This is a genomic window from Methanobrevibacter arboriphilus JCM 13429 = DSM 1125, assembly GCF_002072215.1.
GTDB lineage: Archaea > Methanobacteriota > Methanobacteria > Methanobacteriales > Methanobacteriaceae > Methanobinarius > Methanobinarius arboriphilicus.
The window spans coordinates 208,634-223,973 of record NZ_JXMW01000006.1 but is presented as its reverse complement, the minus strand read 5'-3'; the positions used below and the strand labels follow the sequence as shown (position 1 = coordinate 223,973).

Below are 15,340 nucleotides of genomic sequence, written 5' to 3'. Positions count from 1 at the left end.
CTATTAAACTTAAACAATTGTCATATGGATTATTACTGTCCTTATATTATTTATTACTTTCTATAAGAAGTATTACTTTTTTATTTTATTGTATACTCTGATGTTATTACTAATTCTTTATTTTTAAAGCCTTATACTATTTTTTCTAAGTAATACTTTTTTTTATAAATTATAAATTATAAATTATATCTTTTTATAAATATTACTAAATTTTATAAATATTAAGTCTAATAATATAACTATTAAGCTTAAATATTTTCATAAACTGTAAAATAAACCGTAAAGTTTAAATGTATTAAAGTTAAAATATTTGTTTATCCTTAATATGTTACTGTATTATCAATGATTATAATTTAGAAAATATTGTATTTTTACTCTTATAATAATATAATATTAATCATATATTGTAGTTTATTAAGAATTTAATAGTTTATTAATTATTTAATTGTTTATTAATTATTAATAGCCTATCAACTATTTAATTTGTTGAAATTGATATTATTTCAAATTCACAATTTTAGTAAGTTTTTGAAGCTTTTTTCTCAATGAAGTATATATTTCTTCTTGTGAATGTTATGTTTCATTTGCTATATTATCTTGCCGAGATAGTCTAGCCTGGTAAGGCGCAAGACTGGAAATCTTGTGGGGATTTTCCCCGCCTGGGTTCAAATCCCAGTCTCGGCGTTTATTAGTATATAAAACAATTGAGATTTTTTACTATTTATTCATTAAGTTTTATTGAAGTTAAATAAGTGATTTTTATTTTTTAATCTTTTTTAATTTTTTAATCTTTTTGAATTGTTCTAATCGATTTCATTATTCTAATCGATTCTTAATTGTAATATAACTAATAGTGTACTCTTAGGATTTATAATTAATAAAAATCTTTTAATTAATGTTAACTAAGTTTAAATTGTTGAAAACTGTGTTTTGTATTATAATTTTCATGCAAAACATTCGAATCCAGATTTCACGTCTCATGGATTCGCTCTACTAATCGGAGGTTATTTAATGGAAGACGATTTTAAGCACTTGGTGCGTATTTCCAGAAAGGATGTAGATGGTAATAAAACTATTGAACATGCTTTAACCGATATCAAAGGTGTTGGGTTATCCTTATCAAGGTCTCTAGCTTTAGCTATGGGATTTGATTTAAATCAAAAAATAGGATATATCTCAGATGAAGATGTCTTAAAAATTGAAGAAGCTTTAGAAGATCCTCAAAAATATAACATTCCAGAATGGATGTTAAACAGACAACGTGACTATGCTACTGGTGAAACTACTCATTTAATTGAATCTGATCTTGTCATGACTTTGAGAGATGATTTAAACAGAATGAGAAAGACCAGAAGTTATAAAGGAAGAAGACATGAAGTCGGCTTACCTGTAAGAGGTCAAAGAACTAAATCTACTTTTAGAAAAGGTTCATCTGTTGGTGTAAGAAGAAGAAGAGGATAGTTTAGTTTTATAGGCTTATTTTAATGTTATAATATTAGGCTGTGCTTTAAACTTATTTTAATAATTTGATTATTATTTCTGGTTATTATAATTTTGTTTTTGGTTATTATAGCTTTATTATGATTATTATAACTTTATCATGATTATTATAATTAATTTTTTGTTATAATTAATTTTCATAGTAAATCATAGTGAATAAAATCTGATATTATATATTAAGCAATTATTAAGCTAATATTTTTAGTTAAATTATCAATAACATTTTATAAAATAATAAAATTTAGGGAGATTATATAATGGGTCATCCAAGAAAAGCAAGAAAAAAATATGATACTCCACCTCATCCTTGGAATGCTGAAAGAATTAAGTCAGAAAATAAATTAATGGTTAAATATGGCTTAAAAAACAAGAAAGAGATTTGGAAAGCTGACACTTTAGTTAGAAAATACAGTAGGGAAGCAAGATATTTATTAGGTTTCTCTCAGGACCAAGTAGAGGAAGAGAAAAACGAGTTAATTGGGCATTTATCCAGACAAGGTTTCCTTGCAGAAAATGCTAATTTAGAAGATATTCTTAACTTAACTGTTGAAAATGTTTTAAGAAGGAGATTACAGACTGTAGTACATCAAAAAGGGCTTGCTAGAACAGCTAAAGAAGCAAGAATGTTTGTCGTCCATGGTCACATATCTATGAATGATAAAAAGATTGATTCTCCAAGTTATGTAGTTAAACGTGGTGAAGAAGATCTTATAAGTTATTATACTCCTTCAATTGCTAAACAGATTCAAGAATATAATGCTGGAAAAGCAACAGGAAATGATAGTACTGATGCTAAAGGTAGGAATTTTAAAGGTAAATCTGTAGAAACTGGTGCATCTACTGAAAATCCTATCGAAAACACAGAAAATGTGCAAAATCCAGATAAAAATTAATAAATGGTGAAATAATGGCGAAAGATGAAAAATGGGGAATAGCTAATATTTACTCATCATTCAACAACACTATCATCACTGTAACTGATATCACTGGTGCTGAGACTATTTGTCAATGGTCTGGTGGAAAAGTTGTTCGTGCAGATAGACAAGAAGCATCTCCTTTTGCAGCTATGGAAGCAGCTACTAGAGCAGCTGATGATGCTAAAGAAAAAGGATATGTTGGTTTACATATTAAAGTAAGAGCTCCTGGTGGAAATGGTCCAAGAAGCCCAGGTCCTGGTGCACAAGCTACTATTCGTGCTTTAGCTAGGGCAGGTATTAGGATTGGTAAAATTGAAGATATTACTCCAATTCCTCATGATGGTACTGGACGACCTGGTGGTAAAAGAGGAAGAAGAGTCTAAGAAGGGTATATTATGGAAATTGAAGTCAAAAGTAAAGATGAGAATGAAATTGTTTTCATCATTCGTGATGCAGAAGTACCTTTTATCAATGCTATTCGTAGAATTGCTATGATGGAAGTTCCTAAAATAGCAATTGAAGATGTTAACATTGTTCAAAACGATTCAGCAATGTTTAATGAGGTTTTAGCTCACAGATTAGGATTAACTCCTTTAATTTCAAATTTGGATGCTATTGATGGAATGGAGATGGCAGATGAATGTGATTGTGAGGATTATTGTCCTAAATGTAGTGTTTCTTTTACTTTAAATAAAACAGGTCCTGGTGTTATTTATTCCAAGGATTTAGTTTCAACTGACTCAACAATAAAACCAGTATATGACACAATACCACTCTTAAAACTCAAAGAAAATCAAAATGTGGAATTAGAAGCAGTAGCAAAAATAGGTTTAGGTAAAGAACATGCGAAATGGATGCCTACTACTGTTTGTGCTTATAAACAATATCCTAAAATCACTTTTAATGAAGATTCAGAAGTCAATTATGATTTAGCTGATGTTTGTCCGAGAAATATTTTGAAATCTGACAAAAGATCTAAAGTATTAAAAGTGCAGAATATTGAAAATTGTTCTATGTGTAAAGCTTGTGTGAGAGCTGATGAGAATAATTATATTGATATAAGTTTTGAGCCAGAGAATTTCATATTTAAGATTGAAACTGATGGATCTATACCTCCTGAAGAGGTTTTATCAAAAGCTTGTGATGTTTTAAATGAAAAAACAGACAAGTTCATCACGTTTAGTAAAAATTAATATTAGGATAAAGGAGAGAAAACTAATGGCTAGAAGAGTTATCAAAACAAATCCTAACCTCACTGAACTTATAAAAAATCTTAAAGATAAATCTTATAATGAGGAAGTAGCTATTTGGAAAGATGTTGCACAAAGATTAGAAAGGGCAAGTAGAAGACAAGCAGAAGTTAATTTGTCTGATATTAACAGGGTTTCTGAAGAAAATCAAACTGTACTTGTTCCAGGTAAAGTTTTATCTAATGGTAAACTTGACCATGAAGTTAGTATTGCAGCATTAAAATTTTCAAAGACAGCTCAAGAAAAAATTGAAAAATCTGGTGGAGAATGTATTTCTATCAGTGAGATAATCGAGAAAAATCCTAAAGGTAGTAATATAAAGATTGTTGAATAATTGATTTATTCAAACTTATCTGTAAAACTACGATTTATTTAATAAAGGTGTTATTAATGATTATTGATGGAGAAGGACATATTTTAGGAAGACTTGCTAGTGTAACAAGTAAAAAACTTCTTGAAGGTGAAGAAATTGTTGTTCTTAATGCTGAGAAAATAATGCTCACTGGTTCAAAAGATTGGGCTTATGCTAAGTATAAACAAAGACTTGATAGGGCAAGTATTTCTAATCCAAGAGATTTAGGTCCAAAATATCCAAGAAGACCTGAAGAAATTTTTAGAAGAACTGTAAGGGGAATGTTACCAATTAAAAAATCTAAAGGAAGAACTGCTTTTAAAGGTTTAAAAGCCTATGTAGGCGTTCCAAAGGAATTTAATGATTTAGAAACATCTAAAGTACCTGATGCAGAATATGGAAATATTAAGAAAGGAATAGAATTAGGAGAAATTTCAAAACTTTTAGGAGCTAAATTTTAATTTTTAAATTTTAATTTTATTTAAATAAGTTTATTATTTAGATAATACTAGTTAGATAATTTTATTTAGATAGTACTATTTCGATAATGTTATTTAAATAATTTTGTTTAGATAACTTTATAATTTGAATATTTTTATTTAGATTCTTTAATAGTTTTAATTAGGGATGTGTTTTAATGAAAAAAGTTGTTCACACAAGTGGAAAGCGTAAAACAGCTATTGCTCGTGGTACTGTTCAAGAAGGTAAAGGTAGAATTAGGATAAATAAACGTCCAATTGAACTTTATTCACCAGAGCTTGCTAGATTAAAATTAACCGAACCTTTAACTTTAGCTGGTGATTTAGCTAATGATGTTGATATTAATGTCAAAGTTATTGGTGGAGGAGTTATGGGTCAGGCAGAAGCCGCTCGTATGGTTATTGCAAAAGGATTAGTACAGTGGACTAATGATATGGATCTTAAAGAAAAATTTGTTCAATATGATAGAACAATGTTAGTTGGAGATCCAAGACGTTCTGAGCCAAAAAAATATGGTGGTCCTGGAGCAAGAGCTCGTAAACAAAAAAGTTATCGGTGAATCGATAAACTTTTTATATTTTTTTATAAGTATCGATAATTTTATAAGTATCAATAATAAATTAAATAATTTTATTTTTAAAATATTGAATTTTTTAAATTTAAAAATTTTTAAATTTTTTATTATATTATAGAATTAATATTATAAAATTAAATAGAAAATTAAATATAAATAAAAAATCAAATAAAAATTAGATAAAATAGAAAATTAAATAAAAAATTAAATTTATATTTAAATTTATATATTTTATTATAATTAAAAGGAAATGATGATTTAATATGATTCCTATACGATGTATAAGTTGTGGAAAGCCAGTTTCTGCATATTTTGATGAATATAATAGTAGGATGGCTGATGGAGAAGATTCAAAAGCTATTCTTGATGATATGGGTATTAAAAGATACTGTTGTAGGAGAATGTTAATTACTCATGTTGAAACATGGGAATGATGTTTGAGCAGGAGATCTTTCTCTAATCATGAAATTTTATGTATTTGTTAATATTGGTATTTTTTATTATCAATTTTGTATAGTTAGTTAATTATGGAATTAATGAGGATATAAAATGGCAACAAATAAATTAACAAGATTTGAAAAAGCTAGACTTCTTGGAGCAAGAGCTCTTCAACTTTCTATGGGTGCTAAACCTTTAGTAAAAGTATCCGAATCTATTGATCCAATTGACATAGCTGCCTTAGAACTTGAAAATAAAGTTTTACCTTTAGATGTTAAAAAAAATGAATATAATAAATAATAATACAATAAGTAATAAAATAAATAATACAATAAATAATACAATAAGTAATACAATAAGTAATACAATAAATAATATTAGAAATAATATTAGTTATGTAATAAATAATATTAATCTGATATATTTATTATAATGAATAATTAGATAAAAAGAAAATAATTGGATAAAAGATTTTTATTAAAAACATATATTCATTATTAAAATATTAGAAATAAAGATTAAATTTATATATTAAATAATAAATATATTTATTAAATGATAAGTTATTAATAGATAAATTATTAATATATTTACTAATAAGTTTATTTACTATTAATAATTATAATAAGATATTAATATTTAATAAGGTATTAATATTAATTAAAAAATATTTTTATTAAAAATAAATTTTTATTATAAATTATATAATTAAATTAATAATAAATAATATTAGAAATAATATTAGTTAATTAGAAATAATATTATTTATGCAATAATATAATTAAATTAATAGAATATATAGTAAAATTTAATTAATAATTAAGTAATAAATTCAATATTAAATATAAGCAATGGTTTTTAATGGTATTATATTAATCTATAAATCAACTTCTATTTTTAAAAAAGATTTTTAATCTCATTATAGGTTATATGGTTGAAATTATGAAGCATTGAGTTATACTAATTTATATGATCGATTCTCAATAAGTACTTATTAATTATGCACTTATTAATTATGCTAGGATAAGTTAGATTAATAGAATAACTTAGATAATTAATTATTATCTTTGTATTGATTATTAGCTACTTTTAGTAGTTTCTAGTATTCTTAGGACTGTTTTGTATTAGTAATATTATGGGTTTAATGTATCAATAAATCTTAATGAATATCCTTGGGGTGTTTTTTTGGATAGTGTTATAGAAGATGTTCGTGTTAGAAAAATTTTAGATAGTAGAGGAAATGCTACTGTTGAAGTAGATATTCTCACTTGGAATGGGTTTGGACGAGCTGCAGCTCCGAGTGGTGCAAGTACTGGATCTCGTGAAGTTGTTGCATTTCCAGATGGAGGAGTAGACAAAATTATTAGTGAAGTTGAAGATTTAATTTCTTCTGAACTAATTGGAATGGATGCTGAAGATATTGCAGATATTGATTTAGTTTTAAAAGAGATTGATGGGACTGATAATTATGCTTCTATTGGTGGAAATACTACTGTAGCAGTATCTATGGCAGTATCTAAAGCAGCTGCAGCTTCATATAACTTACCACTTTATAAATATTTAGGTGGGAATCTTGTTAATGAAATTCCCTATCCTTTAGGTAATATGATGAATGGTGGAGCTCATGCAGGTGTTAATGCTCCAGATATTCAGGAATTTTTAATCGTTCCAGTTGGTGCAAATAATATTACTGAAGCAGTCTTTGCAAACTCATCAGTTCATAAGAAACTAAAAGAACTTATTCAAACTAAAGATTCTCTTTTCACTGGTGGTAAAGGAGATGAAGGTGGTTGGATTCCTAATGTAAGTAATGATGTTGCTCTAGAAATACAAGCTCAAGCTTGTGAAGAAGTTGGGGATGAAATTGGAATAAAAATTTCTCCTGCTTTAGACATGGCGGCCTCTGAATTTTGGGATGCTAATCAAGAAAAATATATTTATTCCCAAGATAATGTTTCTCGAGATACTGGTGATCAGATTGAGTTTGTTAAAGATATAATTGAAACTTATAATATGATTTATGTTGAAGACCCATTTGATGAAGCTGATTTTGATGGCTTTAAAGAATTAAATTCTCTTGTTGGTGATAAATGTTTTGTTTGTGGTGATGATATATTTGTTACAAATAAAGAGATTTTAGCTAAAGGAATTGAGATGAATGCTGCTAATGCAATCATTATTAAACCTAATCAAATTGGTTCATTATCTGAAACTTATGCGACTGTTAAATTAGCTAAAGAAAACGATGTTGCACCTGTTGTTTCTCATAGATCTGGTGAGACAACTGATGAGACTATTGCTCACTTAGCTGTTGCATTTGGAGCACCTTTAATTAAAACTGGTGCATTAGGTGGAGAAAGAATAGCGAAATTAAATGAGCTAATCCGTATAGAAGAAGAATTATCCAATCCAATAATGGTTAAATTGGATAAATGAACTATTAAATGAAATTATTTGTAATTAAATTTAAAATATTTAAATTATTATATGTTTAATTTACAATATTTAAATTATAATTTATAATTAATTTATGATATTTGAATTACTATTATACTTAATTTACAATATTTAAATGTTTTATACTTTAAAAGTATAATACTTAAATTATGATAAAACCTATATGATATAGAGAGTTTAAAGGAGATATTATGGCAAAGGTAACTGTTGATTATGATAAATGTGATGGTGGAGATTGTGGTGAATGTGCAGATGTCTGCCCTATGGAAGTTTTAGTACTTGAAGGAGATAAAATAGTCATACAAAACCAAGAAGACTGTAGCTTATGTGAAGTTTGTATGGATGTTTGTCCTCAAGAATGTGTTAATGTTGAGGATGATTAATCTTCATAATATATTTTTAATAATATATTTTCATTAATGTATTTTAATAATAGCTAAATTTTTAAATTATATATAAGATTATAAATTAATATAAAGGTGATATATTGTCAGAATTATTAATACCATTAGAGGAATACTTAGCAGCAGGATTACATATAGGAACTCAACAAAAAACAAGTGATATGGAAAAATATATATTTCGTATAAGATCTGATGGGTTATATGTTTTAGATATTAGCAAAACCAATGATAGAATTATGGCAGCTGCTAAATTTTTATCTAAATATGATCCAGAAGATATACTTGTAGTAGCTACAAGACAATATGGTCAAGCTCCTGTTAAGAAGTTTGGAGAAGTTACTGGTTGTAATTCAATTCCTGGAAGATTTATTCCTGGAACATTAACTAATCCTAATTACTCTAAATTCATTGAACCAAAAGTTATTGTTGTAACTGACCCAAGATCTGATTCTCAAGCTATTATAGAGTCTAAACAAATAGGTGTTCCTGTTGTTGCTTTATGTGATACTGAAAACTTATTAAGTACTGTTGATTTAGCAATTCCTGTTAATAATAAAGGTAGAAAAGCTATTGCTTTAGTATATTGGTTATTAGCTAGACAAATGTTGAGAGAGAAAGGTACTATTGGTGAAGATGAAGATATTAGTCTAGATGCGGCTGATTTTGAATTGAAATTCTAAATTTGTAAATCTAGAGCCCTATTAAATAATATTAAATAGATATGGAACTATTGAATATTGAATTTTTAAATATGAGGTTATTAAATATAAAATTATTAAATATGAGATTATTAAATAGTAGAAATATTAAGTAATATGGAATTTTCATATTACTTAAATTGAATAAATTTATTAAATCTAAGAAACATATTTAATATCATGATAAGAAAACCAGCTGTAGCAGGATTATTTTATGATAAAGATCCATCTGAATTAAAAAAAACTATTGAATGGTGTTTCAATCATAAATTAGGGCCTGGAAAAATTCCTAAATTAAGGATTCCAAGTAATGGTAATTCAAATAATGATAGTATTTATGGTGCTGTTGTTCCTCATGCAGGATATTCTTATTCTGGACCTATCGCTGCTCATGCTTACTGTGAAATAGTTGAAAATGGCTTTCCTGAAACATTCATAATATTATGTCCTAACCATACAGGATTGGGAACTGGAATTTCAATATTCAAAGAAGGTATATGGAATACTCCTTTAGGAAATGTTGAAATTGATGAAGAATTTGCAGAAGAAATGATTATAAATTCTGATTTAATCGATTTTGATACATCTGCTCACATTAGAGAGCATAGCTGTGAAGTTCATCTTCCATTTTTACAGTATTTTTCTAATGATTTTAAAATTGTCCCTATAGTTATTTGGATGCAAGATATGGAAAGTGGCTCTGATATAGCTAAATCTATTACTGAAACAGCTAAAAAATTAGGAAGATCTATTTTAGTGATTGCTAGTACGGATTTAACTCATTATGAATCTAAACAGATAGCTGAAAAGAAGGATAAATTGATATTAGATGCAATATCAAATATGGATGAATATTCTCTTTTAAAGGCTGTTGAGGATTTTAGAATTAGTATGTGTGGTTATGGTCCTACAATCGCTGCTATTAAAGTATCAAGGTCTTTAGGTGCTAAAAAAGGGAAAATCTTAAAATACGCGACAAGTGGGGATATTTCTGGAGATTTAAGTTCAGTTGTAGGATATTGTTCAGCTATTTTTGAATAATTTCATAATTTGGATTATTAGAGTTATATTATTAGGATTATTAGATTATTTAAGATTATATATTCAATAACTTGATTATATTTAGAACTATATTATTTCTAGTTATAATTCTGGAAAAATTAGTTATAGTTAAAAAATTTGTTATAGTTATAATATTAGTTATAGTTATAATTTTTTTAGTTGTAATGGTTTTAATAGTTGTATTTAGTTTAACTATAATTAATCATTATTATATTATTAGTTATATTTAGTTATATTAGTATAACTATAATTAGTCATGATTACTTCGTTATGATTACATTAGCTATATGTTAGCTATGTGTATTAGCTATGTTTTATAGTAGCTATATTAGTTAGGTTATTGTTTATCTTATAACTTTTCTAGTTTTAATTATCTTAATAGTTATAATTATTATAATAGTCTTATCTAGTAATTTTATATTAGTAATTTTAATCTCTCAATTATTATTTTCATGGATTTCAAATGATTTAAATTAGTATTAAATCTATAATTATTTAGATGTGTAAAAATGGAAATTATTGCTTCAGCTCCGGGTAAAACAATATTATTTGGAGAGCATGCTGTTGTTTATGGTGAACCTGCTATTGCAGGTGCTGTTAATAAAAGAGCAACTATAAGATTAAAAGAGGCTTCTGATGTTTCTATTTTTAAATCTAATGATTTGGGATTTGAGGCAGAATTAGATACTGTTGCTAAAAGATATAGGTTAAAGAAAGGAAAACCAGGTATAATAAAGTATATTTTAGAAATTTTGCATAAATGTCATGATCATAGCCCTATTGAATTGGATCTTTCTTTAGATATTCCTATTGGTTCTGGACTTGGATCTTCAGCAGCTGTAACTGTAGCTACTCTTGCAGCACTTTTTAAATATCAAAGAAAGAAATTTAATAAAAGTTTTATAGCTAAAAAAGCCCATGAGATTGAAAATAATGTTCAAGGTGTGGCAAGTCCACTTGATACAAGAGTAAGTACCTTTGGAGGATTAATATATCTTTCAAAAGATAAAAAGATATCCAAATTTGATACAAATCTTAAATCCTCTTTTGTTATAGGCTATACTTCTAAACGGGGTAATACTGGCAGAATGGTTAAATCTGTGAAATCTTTAAAAAATAGGAATCCTATGGTTGTAAACCCAATTATAAAGACTATTGGTAAGATAACTGATGAAGCTAAAATAGCTATCATTAAAAAGCAAGAATTTAAGTTAGGAGAATTAATGAATATTAATCAAGGTTTACTTGATTCTCTTGGTGTAAATACTAATGAACTTTCTCGTATGGTTTACCTTGCAAGAAAAGCAGGAGCTAGTGGTTCAAAAATCACTGGAGCTGGTGGAGGAGGAAGTATTATTGCATGTTGTCCAAGAAATCAAGATAGAGTATTTAAAGCTCTTAGTTATCATGATAATGCTATAAAAGTCAATTTTTCAAATAGGGGAGTTTTTGTTAAAGAAATTAGGTAAAATTAATATTGATAAAGTTAATATTAATAACTTTAATATTAAAAAATCTAATATTATAAAAAACAAATCTAATATTAATAAAATTAATATAAATAAATTTAATTTTAATACTATTATATATATTAATAAATTTAATATTCATAAAATTGATATTCATAAGATCAATATTTCTAAGATCAATATTTCTAAGATCAATATTTCTAAGATCAATATTTATAAGATTAATTCAGAAAATTAAATTAGGGGATTAAATGATAATTTTAAAGCTTGGTGGAAGTATACTAACTAATAAAAACTCAAAAAAAGCTGAGGTTAATTATACTAACTTAAATAGAATAGCTAATGAAATTAAAAATGCTCTTATCAATAAAGGAATGGATAATTTTATTAATAACAATTCTAGTGATCAAGGTTTAGTAATTATTCATGGTGCTGGTTCTTATGGACATCCTCCTGCAAAAAAATATGAAATTGGAAAGAATTTTAATAATGATGAGTATCCTAAAAAAAGAATAGGATTTTCAAAAACTCAAATTTGTGTAAAAAAATTAAATACTATAATATGTGATATTTTGGTTAATCATGGATTGCCCTGTGTATCTATTCAAGCTTCTTCATTTATTACTACAAAAAATAAAAGAATAAATAATTTTAATTTAGATTCAATTGAGAAATATATTGATGAAGGATTTATACCTGTAATATATGGAGATGTAGTTCTTGATGATGAATTAAAGGTAGCTGTACTTTCTGGTGATCAAATTTTACAGTATATAGCTATAAACTTAAACTTATCTTCAAAATCAAACAAAAAAGAAGTTATTTTAGGAACAGATGTTAATGGTGTTTATACAAAAAATCCTAAAAAATATGATGATGCAAAGCATATTCCTGTACTTACTTCTCTAGATGATATTGATGAATTAGATTCAACAACTAATATTGATGTTACTGGTGGAATGATCGGTAAAATAAAAGAATTATTAGAGTTGGCAGAAATTGGTATAGAGTCTAAAATTATCAATGCTAATGAACATGGTGCTATATTAGATGCATTAAACAATAAAAATATTAAAGGAACTAAAATAAAATAATAAAAAGTATAAAATTTAAAAACAAGAATATAAAAATAATAATTATATTATAATCATATAATATTACGAGATTTAAGCTAAATTTAACTTATTTAATATAACTTATTGTATATTAAATATTTACTATTTAACTTATTTAACCTATAACTTATTTAAATTATTTAATTAAAAAATTAAGGAAAAATTAAGGAAAAACAAAATGATTTCGGATAGAAAATTAGAACATCTATTATTATGTAAACACTATGATGTTCAATACAAAAATAAAAATGCTGGATTTAAGGATATTGAGCTTGTTCATAATGCTTTACCAGAAATAAACAAAGAGGAAATTGACATATCTACCAATGTTTTTGGAAAAAAATTAGAATCTCCTCTTTTTATAACTGCTATTACTGGGGGACATCCCTCAGCTCTTAAGATTAATAAAGAATTAGCTATCGCTGCTGAAAGTGAAAAAATTGGGCTTGGTCTAGGTAGTCAAAGAGCAGCAATCGAGAACCCAGAACTTTCAAATACTTATGAAATAGCTAGGGAAAATGCTCCCAATACTCTTTTAATTGGAAATATAGGAGCTCCTCAGATAATTGGGGATTCAAAAAACTCTAAGGAATTTGCTCAAAAAGCTATTGATATGATTGATGCAGATATACTAGCTATTCATTTAAATGCACTTCAGGAGTCAATACAGCCTGAAGGGGATGTCAATGCTACTGGTTATTCTAATTCAATTGAGAATATTGTTGAAGAGATTGATATTCCTATAATGGTTAAAGAAACTGGAACTGGTATTGCCTTTGAGGAAGGTAAAACTCTTGAAAGGGCTGGTGTAGATTTTATTGATGTTGCTGGTGCTGGTGGAACTAGTTGGGCTGCTGTAGAAACTTATCGTGCTGAAGATAGATATATTGGTGAGTTATTCTGGGATTGGGGGATTCCAACTGCAGTTACAACAGCTGAACTTTCAAATTCATTAGATATTCCTATTATATCTTCAGGTGGGATTCGTTCAGGATTAGATGCTGCTAAAGCAATTGCTCTTGGTGCGGATGCGGTTGGAATGGCTTTACCGATATTAAAAGAAGCTTTTGTTGGACATGGTGAAATTATCAAATTTATTAATATATTTAATGATTCTTTGAAAATAGCTATGTTTTTAGTAGGTGCAAAAAACTTAGAAGAACTTAAAAATTCAAATCTGATTATAAAAGGCGATACTAAAGAATGGCTAGATGAAAGGGAATTTAACACAAAAAATTATTCAAGGAGGAACTGATTTGACTGTAGAAGTTATTGCAATAGGTGGATATGAAGAAGTCGGAAAAAATATGACTGCTGTAAAGGTAGGTGAAGAGGTTATAATCTTTGACATGGGAATCCATCTTGATAGAATAAGTATTCATGAGGATACTGATATAGATAGAATGCATAGTTTAGATTTAATTGAAAGAGGAGTAATTCCTGATGATACTTTAATGAAGGATGTAGATGGGAAAGTTAAGGCGATTGTCTTTTCTCACGGGCATTTAGATCATATTGGGGCGGTAGCTAAGTTAGCTCATCGTTATGATGCTCCAATTATAGCTACTCCTTATACTATAGCTCTCATTGAAAGAACAATAAAGGGTGAAAGGAAATTTTCTGTTTCAAACCCTTTAAGAAACTTAAATCCTGGTGGGAAATTACAATTATCAAAAGATATAACATTGGAATTTGTACAATCAACCCATAGTATTCCACAAGCAGTATTACCTGCTCTTCATACTCGTGAAGGTGTTGTTCTTTATGCAAATGATTTTAAATTTGATAATCATCAAAAAATATCTCCACCTCCTGACTATAATAGGTTAAGAGAATTAGGTAAAAAAGGTGTTTTATCTCTTATTGTTGAAACTACAAGAGCTAATGAGTTTCATGAGGTTAAAACTTATTCTGAAAGAGTAGCTAAGATTATTTTAGAGGATTTGATGAAGCAACCTCTAAAAGAAAAAGCTGGAATGATTGTAACTACTTTTTCATCTCATGTTGAGAGAGTTCAAGCGATAGCTGATATTGCTAAAACTAGTGATAGGCATATTTTCTTTTTAGGTAGGTCTATGGAAAGATACTGTGGTATTGCTGAAAATTTTGGAATATTAGATTTACCTGATAATGCTAGTGTTTATGGAAGTCCAAAGGCAGTTACAAAAGCACTTAATAAAGCTGAAGATAATAGGGAAGAATATTTACTTGTTACTACTGGACATCAAGGTGAGCCTGATGCTTTACTTCCAAGAATAGCAAGTGGTAGAACTCCTTTCACTGTAAGGCCTGGAGATAATGTTATAATATCTGCTCCAATTATTCCAAATCCTACAAATAAAGCTAATCGACATATGATGGAAAGAAGATTGATTTCAAGTGGTGCTAGAATATATTCTAATGCTCATGTATCTGGACATGCTGGAAGAGAGGATCATAGGGACTTTATTAGAATGCTTAAACCAAAACATATAATTCCTGCTCATGGGGAATTAGAAATGTTAGCTGCATATGGTGAATTAGCAGAAGAAGAAGGATATAGAATAGGTAACAATGTACATATTTTAAGAAATGGTCAAGCTCAAGTGTTTAATGAAGGATTTTAGATTATTTATATCTAAAAA

18 protein-coding genes and 1 tRNA gene are annotated in these 15,340 nt (G+C 27.3%); 18 read left to right on the top strand and 1 reads right to left on the bottom strand.

The window, feature by feature from the left end; genetic code table 11:
* Positions 1-599: 599 nt before the first annotated feature.
* The 15 genes from MBBAR_RS04785 to mvk all read left to right on the top strand — a co-directional run bounded on the left by MBBAR_RS04785 (position 600) and on the right by mvk (position 11,601).
* Positions 600-684, top strand: a tRNA-Ser gene (locus MBBAR_RS04785).
* Positions 685-1,011: 327 nt separating this feature from the next.
* Positions 1,012-1,461 (top strand): 30S ribosomal protein S13, encoded by a 450-nt coding sequence (locus tag MBBAR_RS04780; protein WP_080460118.1) that lies wholly within the window; start codon positions 1,012-1,014, stop codon positions 1,459-1,461.
* A 296-nt stretch (positions 1,462-1,757) separates the two neighbouring features.
* Entirely contained in the window at positions 1,758-2,393 is a 636-nt protein-coding gene (locus MBBAR_RS04775) for a 30S ribosomal protein S4 (protein WP_080460117.1), read from the top strand.
* Between the two features lie 14 nt (positions 2,394-2,407).
* Positions 2,408-2,800, top strand: coding sequence for a 30S ribosomal protein S11 (locus MBBAR_RS04770; RefSeq protein WP_042701483.1), 393 nt, complete (start codon positions 2,408-2,410; stop codon positions 2,798-2,800).
* A gap of 12 nt (positions 2,801-2,812) precedes the next feature.
* A complete protein-coding gene (locus MBBAR_RS04765; protein WP_080460116.1) occupies positions 2,813-3,610 on the top strand; it encodes a DNA-directed RNA polymerase subunit D in 798 nt (265 codons plus the stop codon).
* Positions 3,611-3,635: 25 nt separating this feature from the next.
* Entirely contained in the window at positions 3,636-4,001 is a 366-nt protein-coding gene (locus MBBAR_RS04760; protein WP_080460115.1) for a 50S ribosomal protein L18e, read from the top strand.
* A 56-nt stretch (positions 4,002-4,057) separates the two neighbouring features.
* Positions 4,058-4,480 (top strand): 50S ribosomal protein L13, encoded by a 423-nt coding sequence (locus tag MBBAR_RS04755; protein WP_042701476.1) that lies wholly within the window; start codon positions 4,058-4,060, stop codon positions 4,478-4,480.
* 176 nt (positions 4,481-4,656) lie between these two features.
* Entirely contained in the window at positions 4,657-5,058 is a 402-nt protein-coding gene (locus MBBAR_RS04750) for a 30S ribosomal protein S9 (protein ID WP_042701473.1), read from the top strand.
* Between the two features lie 278 nt (positions 5,059-5,336).
* Entirely contained in the window at positions 5,337-5,507 is a 171-nt protein-coding gene (locus MBBAR_RS04745; protein WP_080460114.1) for a DNA-directed RNA polymerase subunit N, read from the top strand.
* Between the two features lie 115 nt (positions 5,508-5,622).
* Positions 5,623-5,811: a DNA-directed RNA polymerase subunit K gene (locus MBBAR_RS04740; protein ID WP_042701467.1), complete on the top strand. Its 189-nt coding sequence runs from the start codon at positions 5,623-5,625 to the stop codon at positions 5,809-5,811.
* A gap of 885 nt (positions 5,812-6,696) precedes the next feature.
* A complete protein-coding gene (eno, locus tag MBBAR_RS04735) occupies positions 6,697-7,947 on the top strand; it encodes a phosphopyruvate hydratase (protein ID WP_080460113.1) in 1,251 nt (416 codons plus the stop codon).
* 212 nt (positions 7,948-8,159) lie between these two features.
* A complete protein-coding gene (locus tag MBBAR_RS04730) occupies positions 8,160-8,351 on the top strand; it encodes a 4Fe-4S dicluster domain-containing protein (RefSeq protein WP_042701461.1) in 192 nt (63 codons plus the stop codon).
* A gap of 104 nt (positions 8,352-8,455) precedes the next feature.
* On the top strand, positions 8,456-9,052 hold the full coding sequence (rpsB, locus tag MBBAR_RS04725; RefSeq protein ID WP_080460112.1) for a 30S ribosomal protein S2: 597 nt from the start codon (positions 8,456-8,458) through the stop codon (positions 9,050-9,052).
* 198 nt (positions 9,053-9,250) lie between these two features.
* Positions 9,251-10,111: an AmmeMemoRadiSam system protein B gene (gene amrB, locus MBBAR_RS04720; RefSeq protein WP_080460111.1), complete on the top strand. Its 861-nt coding sequence runs from the start codon at positions 9,251-9,253 to the stop codon at positions 10,109-10,111.
* 530 nt (positions 10,112-10,641) lie between these two features.
* Positions 10,642-11,601, top strand: coding sequence for a mevalonate kinase (mvk, locus tag MBBAR_RS04715; RefSeq protein WP_080460110.1), 960 nt, complete (start codon positions 10,642-10,644; stop codon positions 11,599-11,601).
* Here the strand turns inward: mvk and MBBAR_RS10710 are convergent.
* On the bottom strand, positions 11,594-11,797 hold the full coding sequence (locus MBBAR_RS10710; protein WP_394334521.1) for a hypothetical protein: 204 nt from the start codon (positions 11,795-11,797) through the stop codon (positions 11,594-11,596). The genes mvk and MBBAR_RS10710 overlap by 8 nt on opposite strands.
* 55 nt (positions 11,798-11,852) lie before the next feature.
* Between MBBAR_RS10710 and MBBAR_RS04705 the strand changes: the two genes are divergently transcribed.
* The 3 genes from MBBAR_RS04705 (at position 11,853) to MBBAR_RS04695 (ending at position 15,322) form a co-directional block, all read left to right on the top strand.
* Entirely contained in the window at positions 11,853-12,695 is an 843-nt protein-coding gene (locus MBBAR_RS04705) for an isopentenyl phosphate kinase (protein WP_080460108.1), read from the top strand.
* A gap of 199 nt (positions 12,696-12,894) precedes the next feature.
* Positions 12,895-13,971 carry a type 2 isopentenyl-diphosphate Delta-isomerase gene (fni, locus tag MBBAR_RS04700; protein WP_080460107.1) on the top strand — a complete coding sequence of 359 codons (1,077 nt, stop codon included), beginning with the start codon at positions 12,895-12,897 and terminating at the stop codon, positions 13,969-13,971.
* A 1-nt stretch (position 13,972) separates the two neighbouring features.
* Positions 13,973-15,322: an RNase J family beta-CASP ribonuclease gene (locus MBBAR_RS04695; RefSeq protein WP_080460250.1), complete on the top strand. Its 1,350-nt coding sequence runs from the start codon at positions 13,973-13,975 to the stop codon at positions 15,320-15,322.
* Positions 15,323-15,340 lie beyond the last annotated feature (18 nt).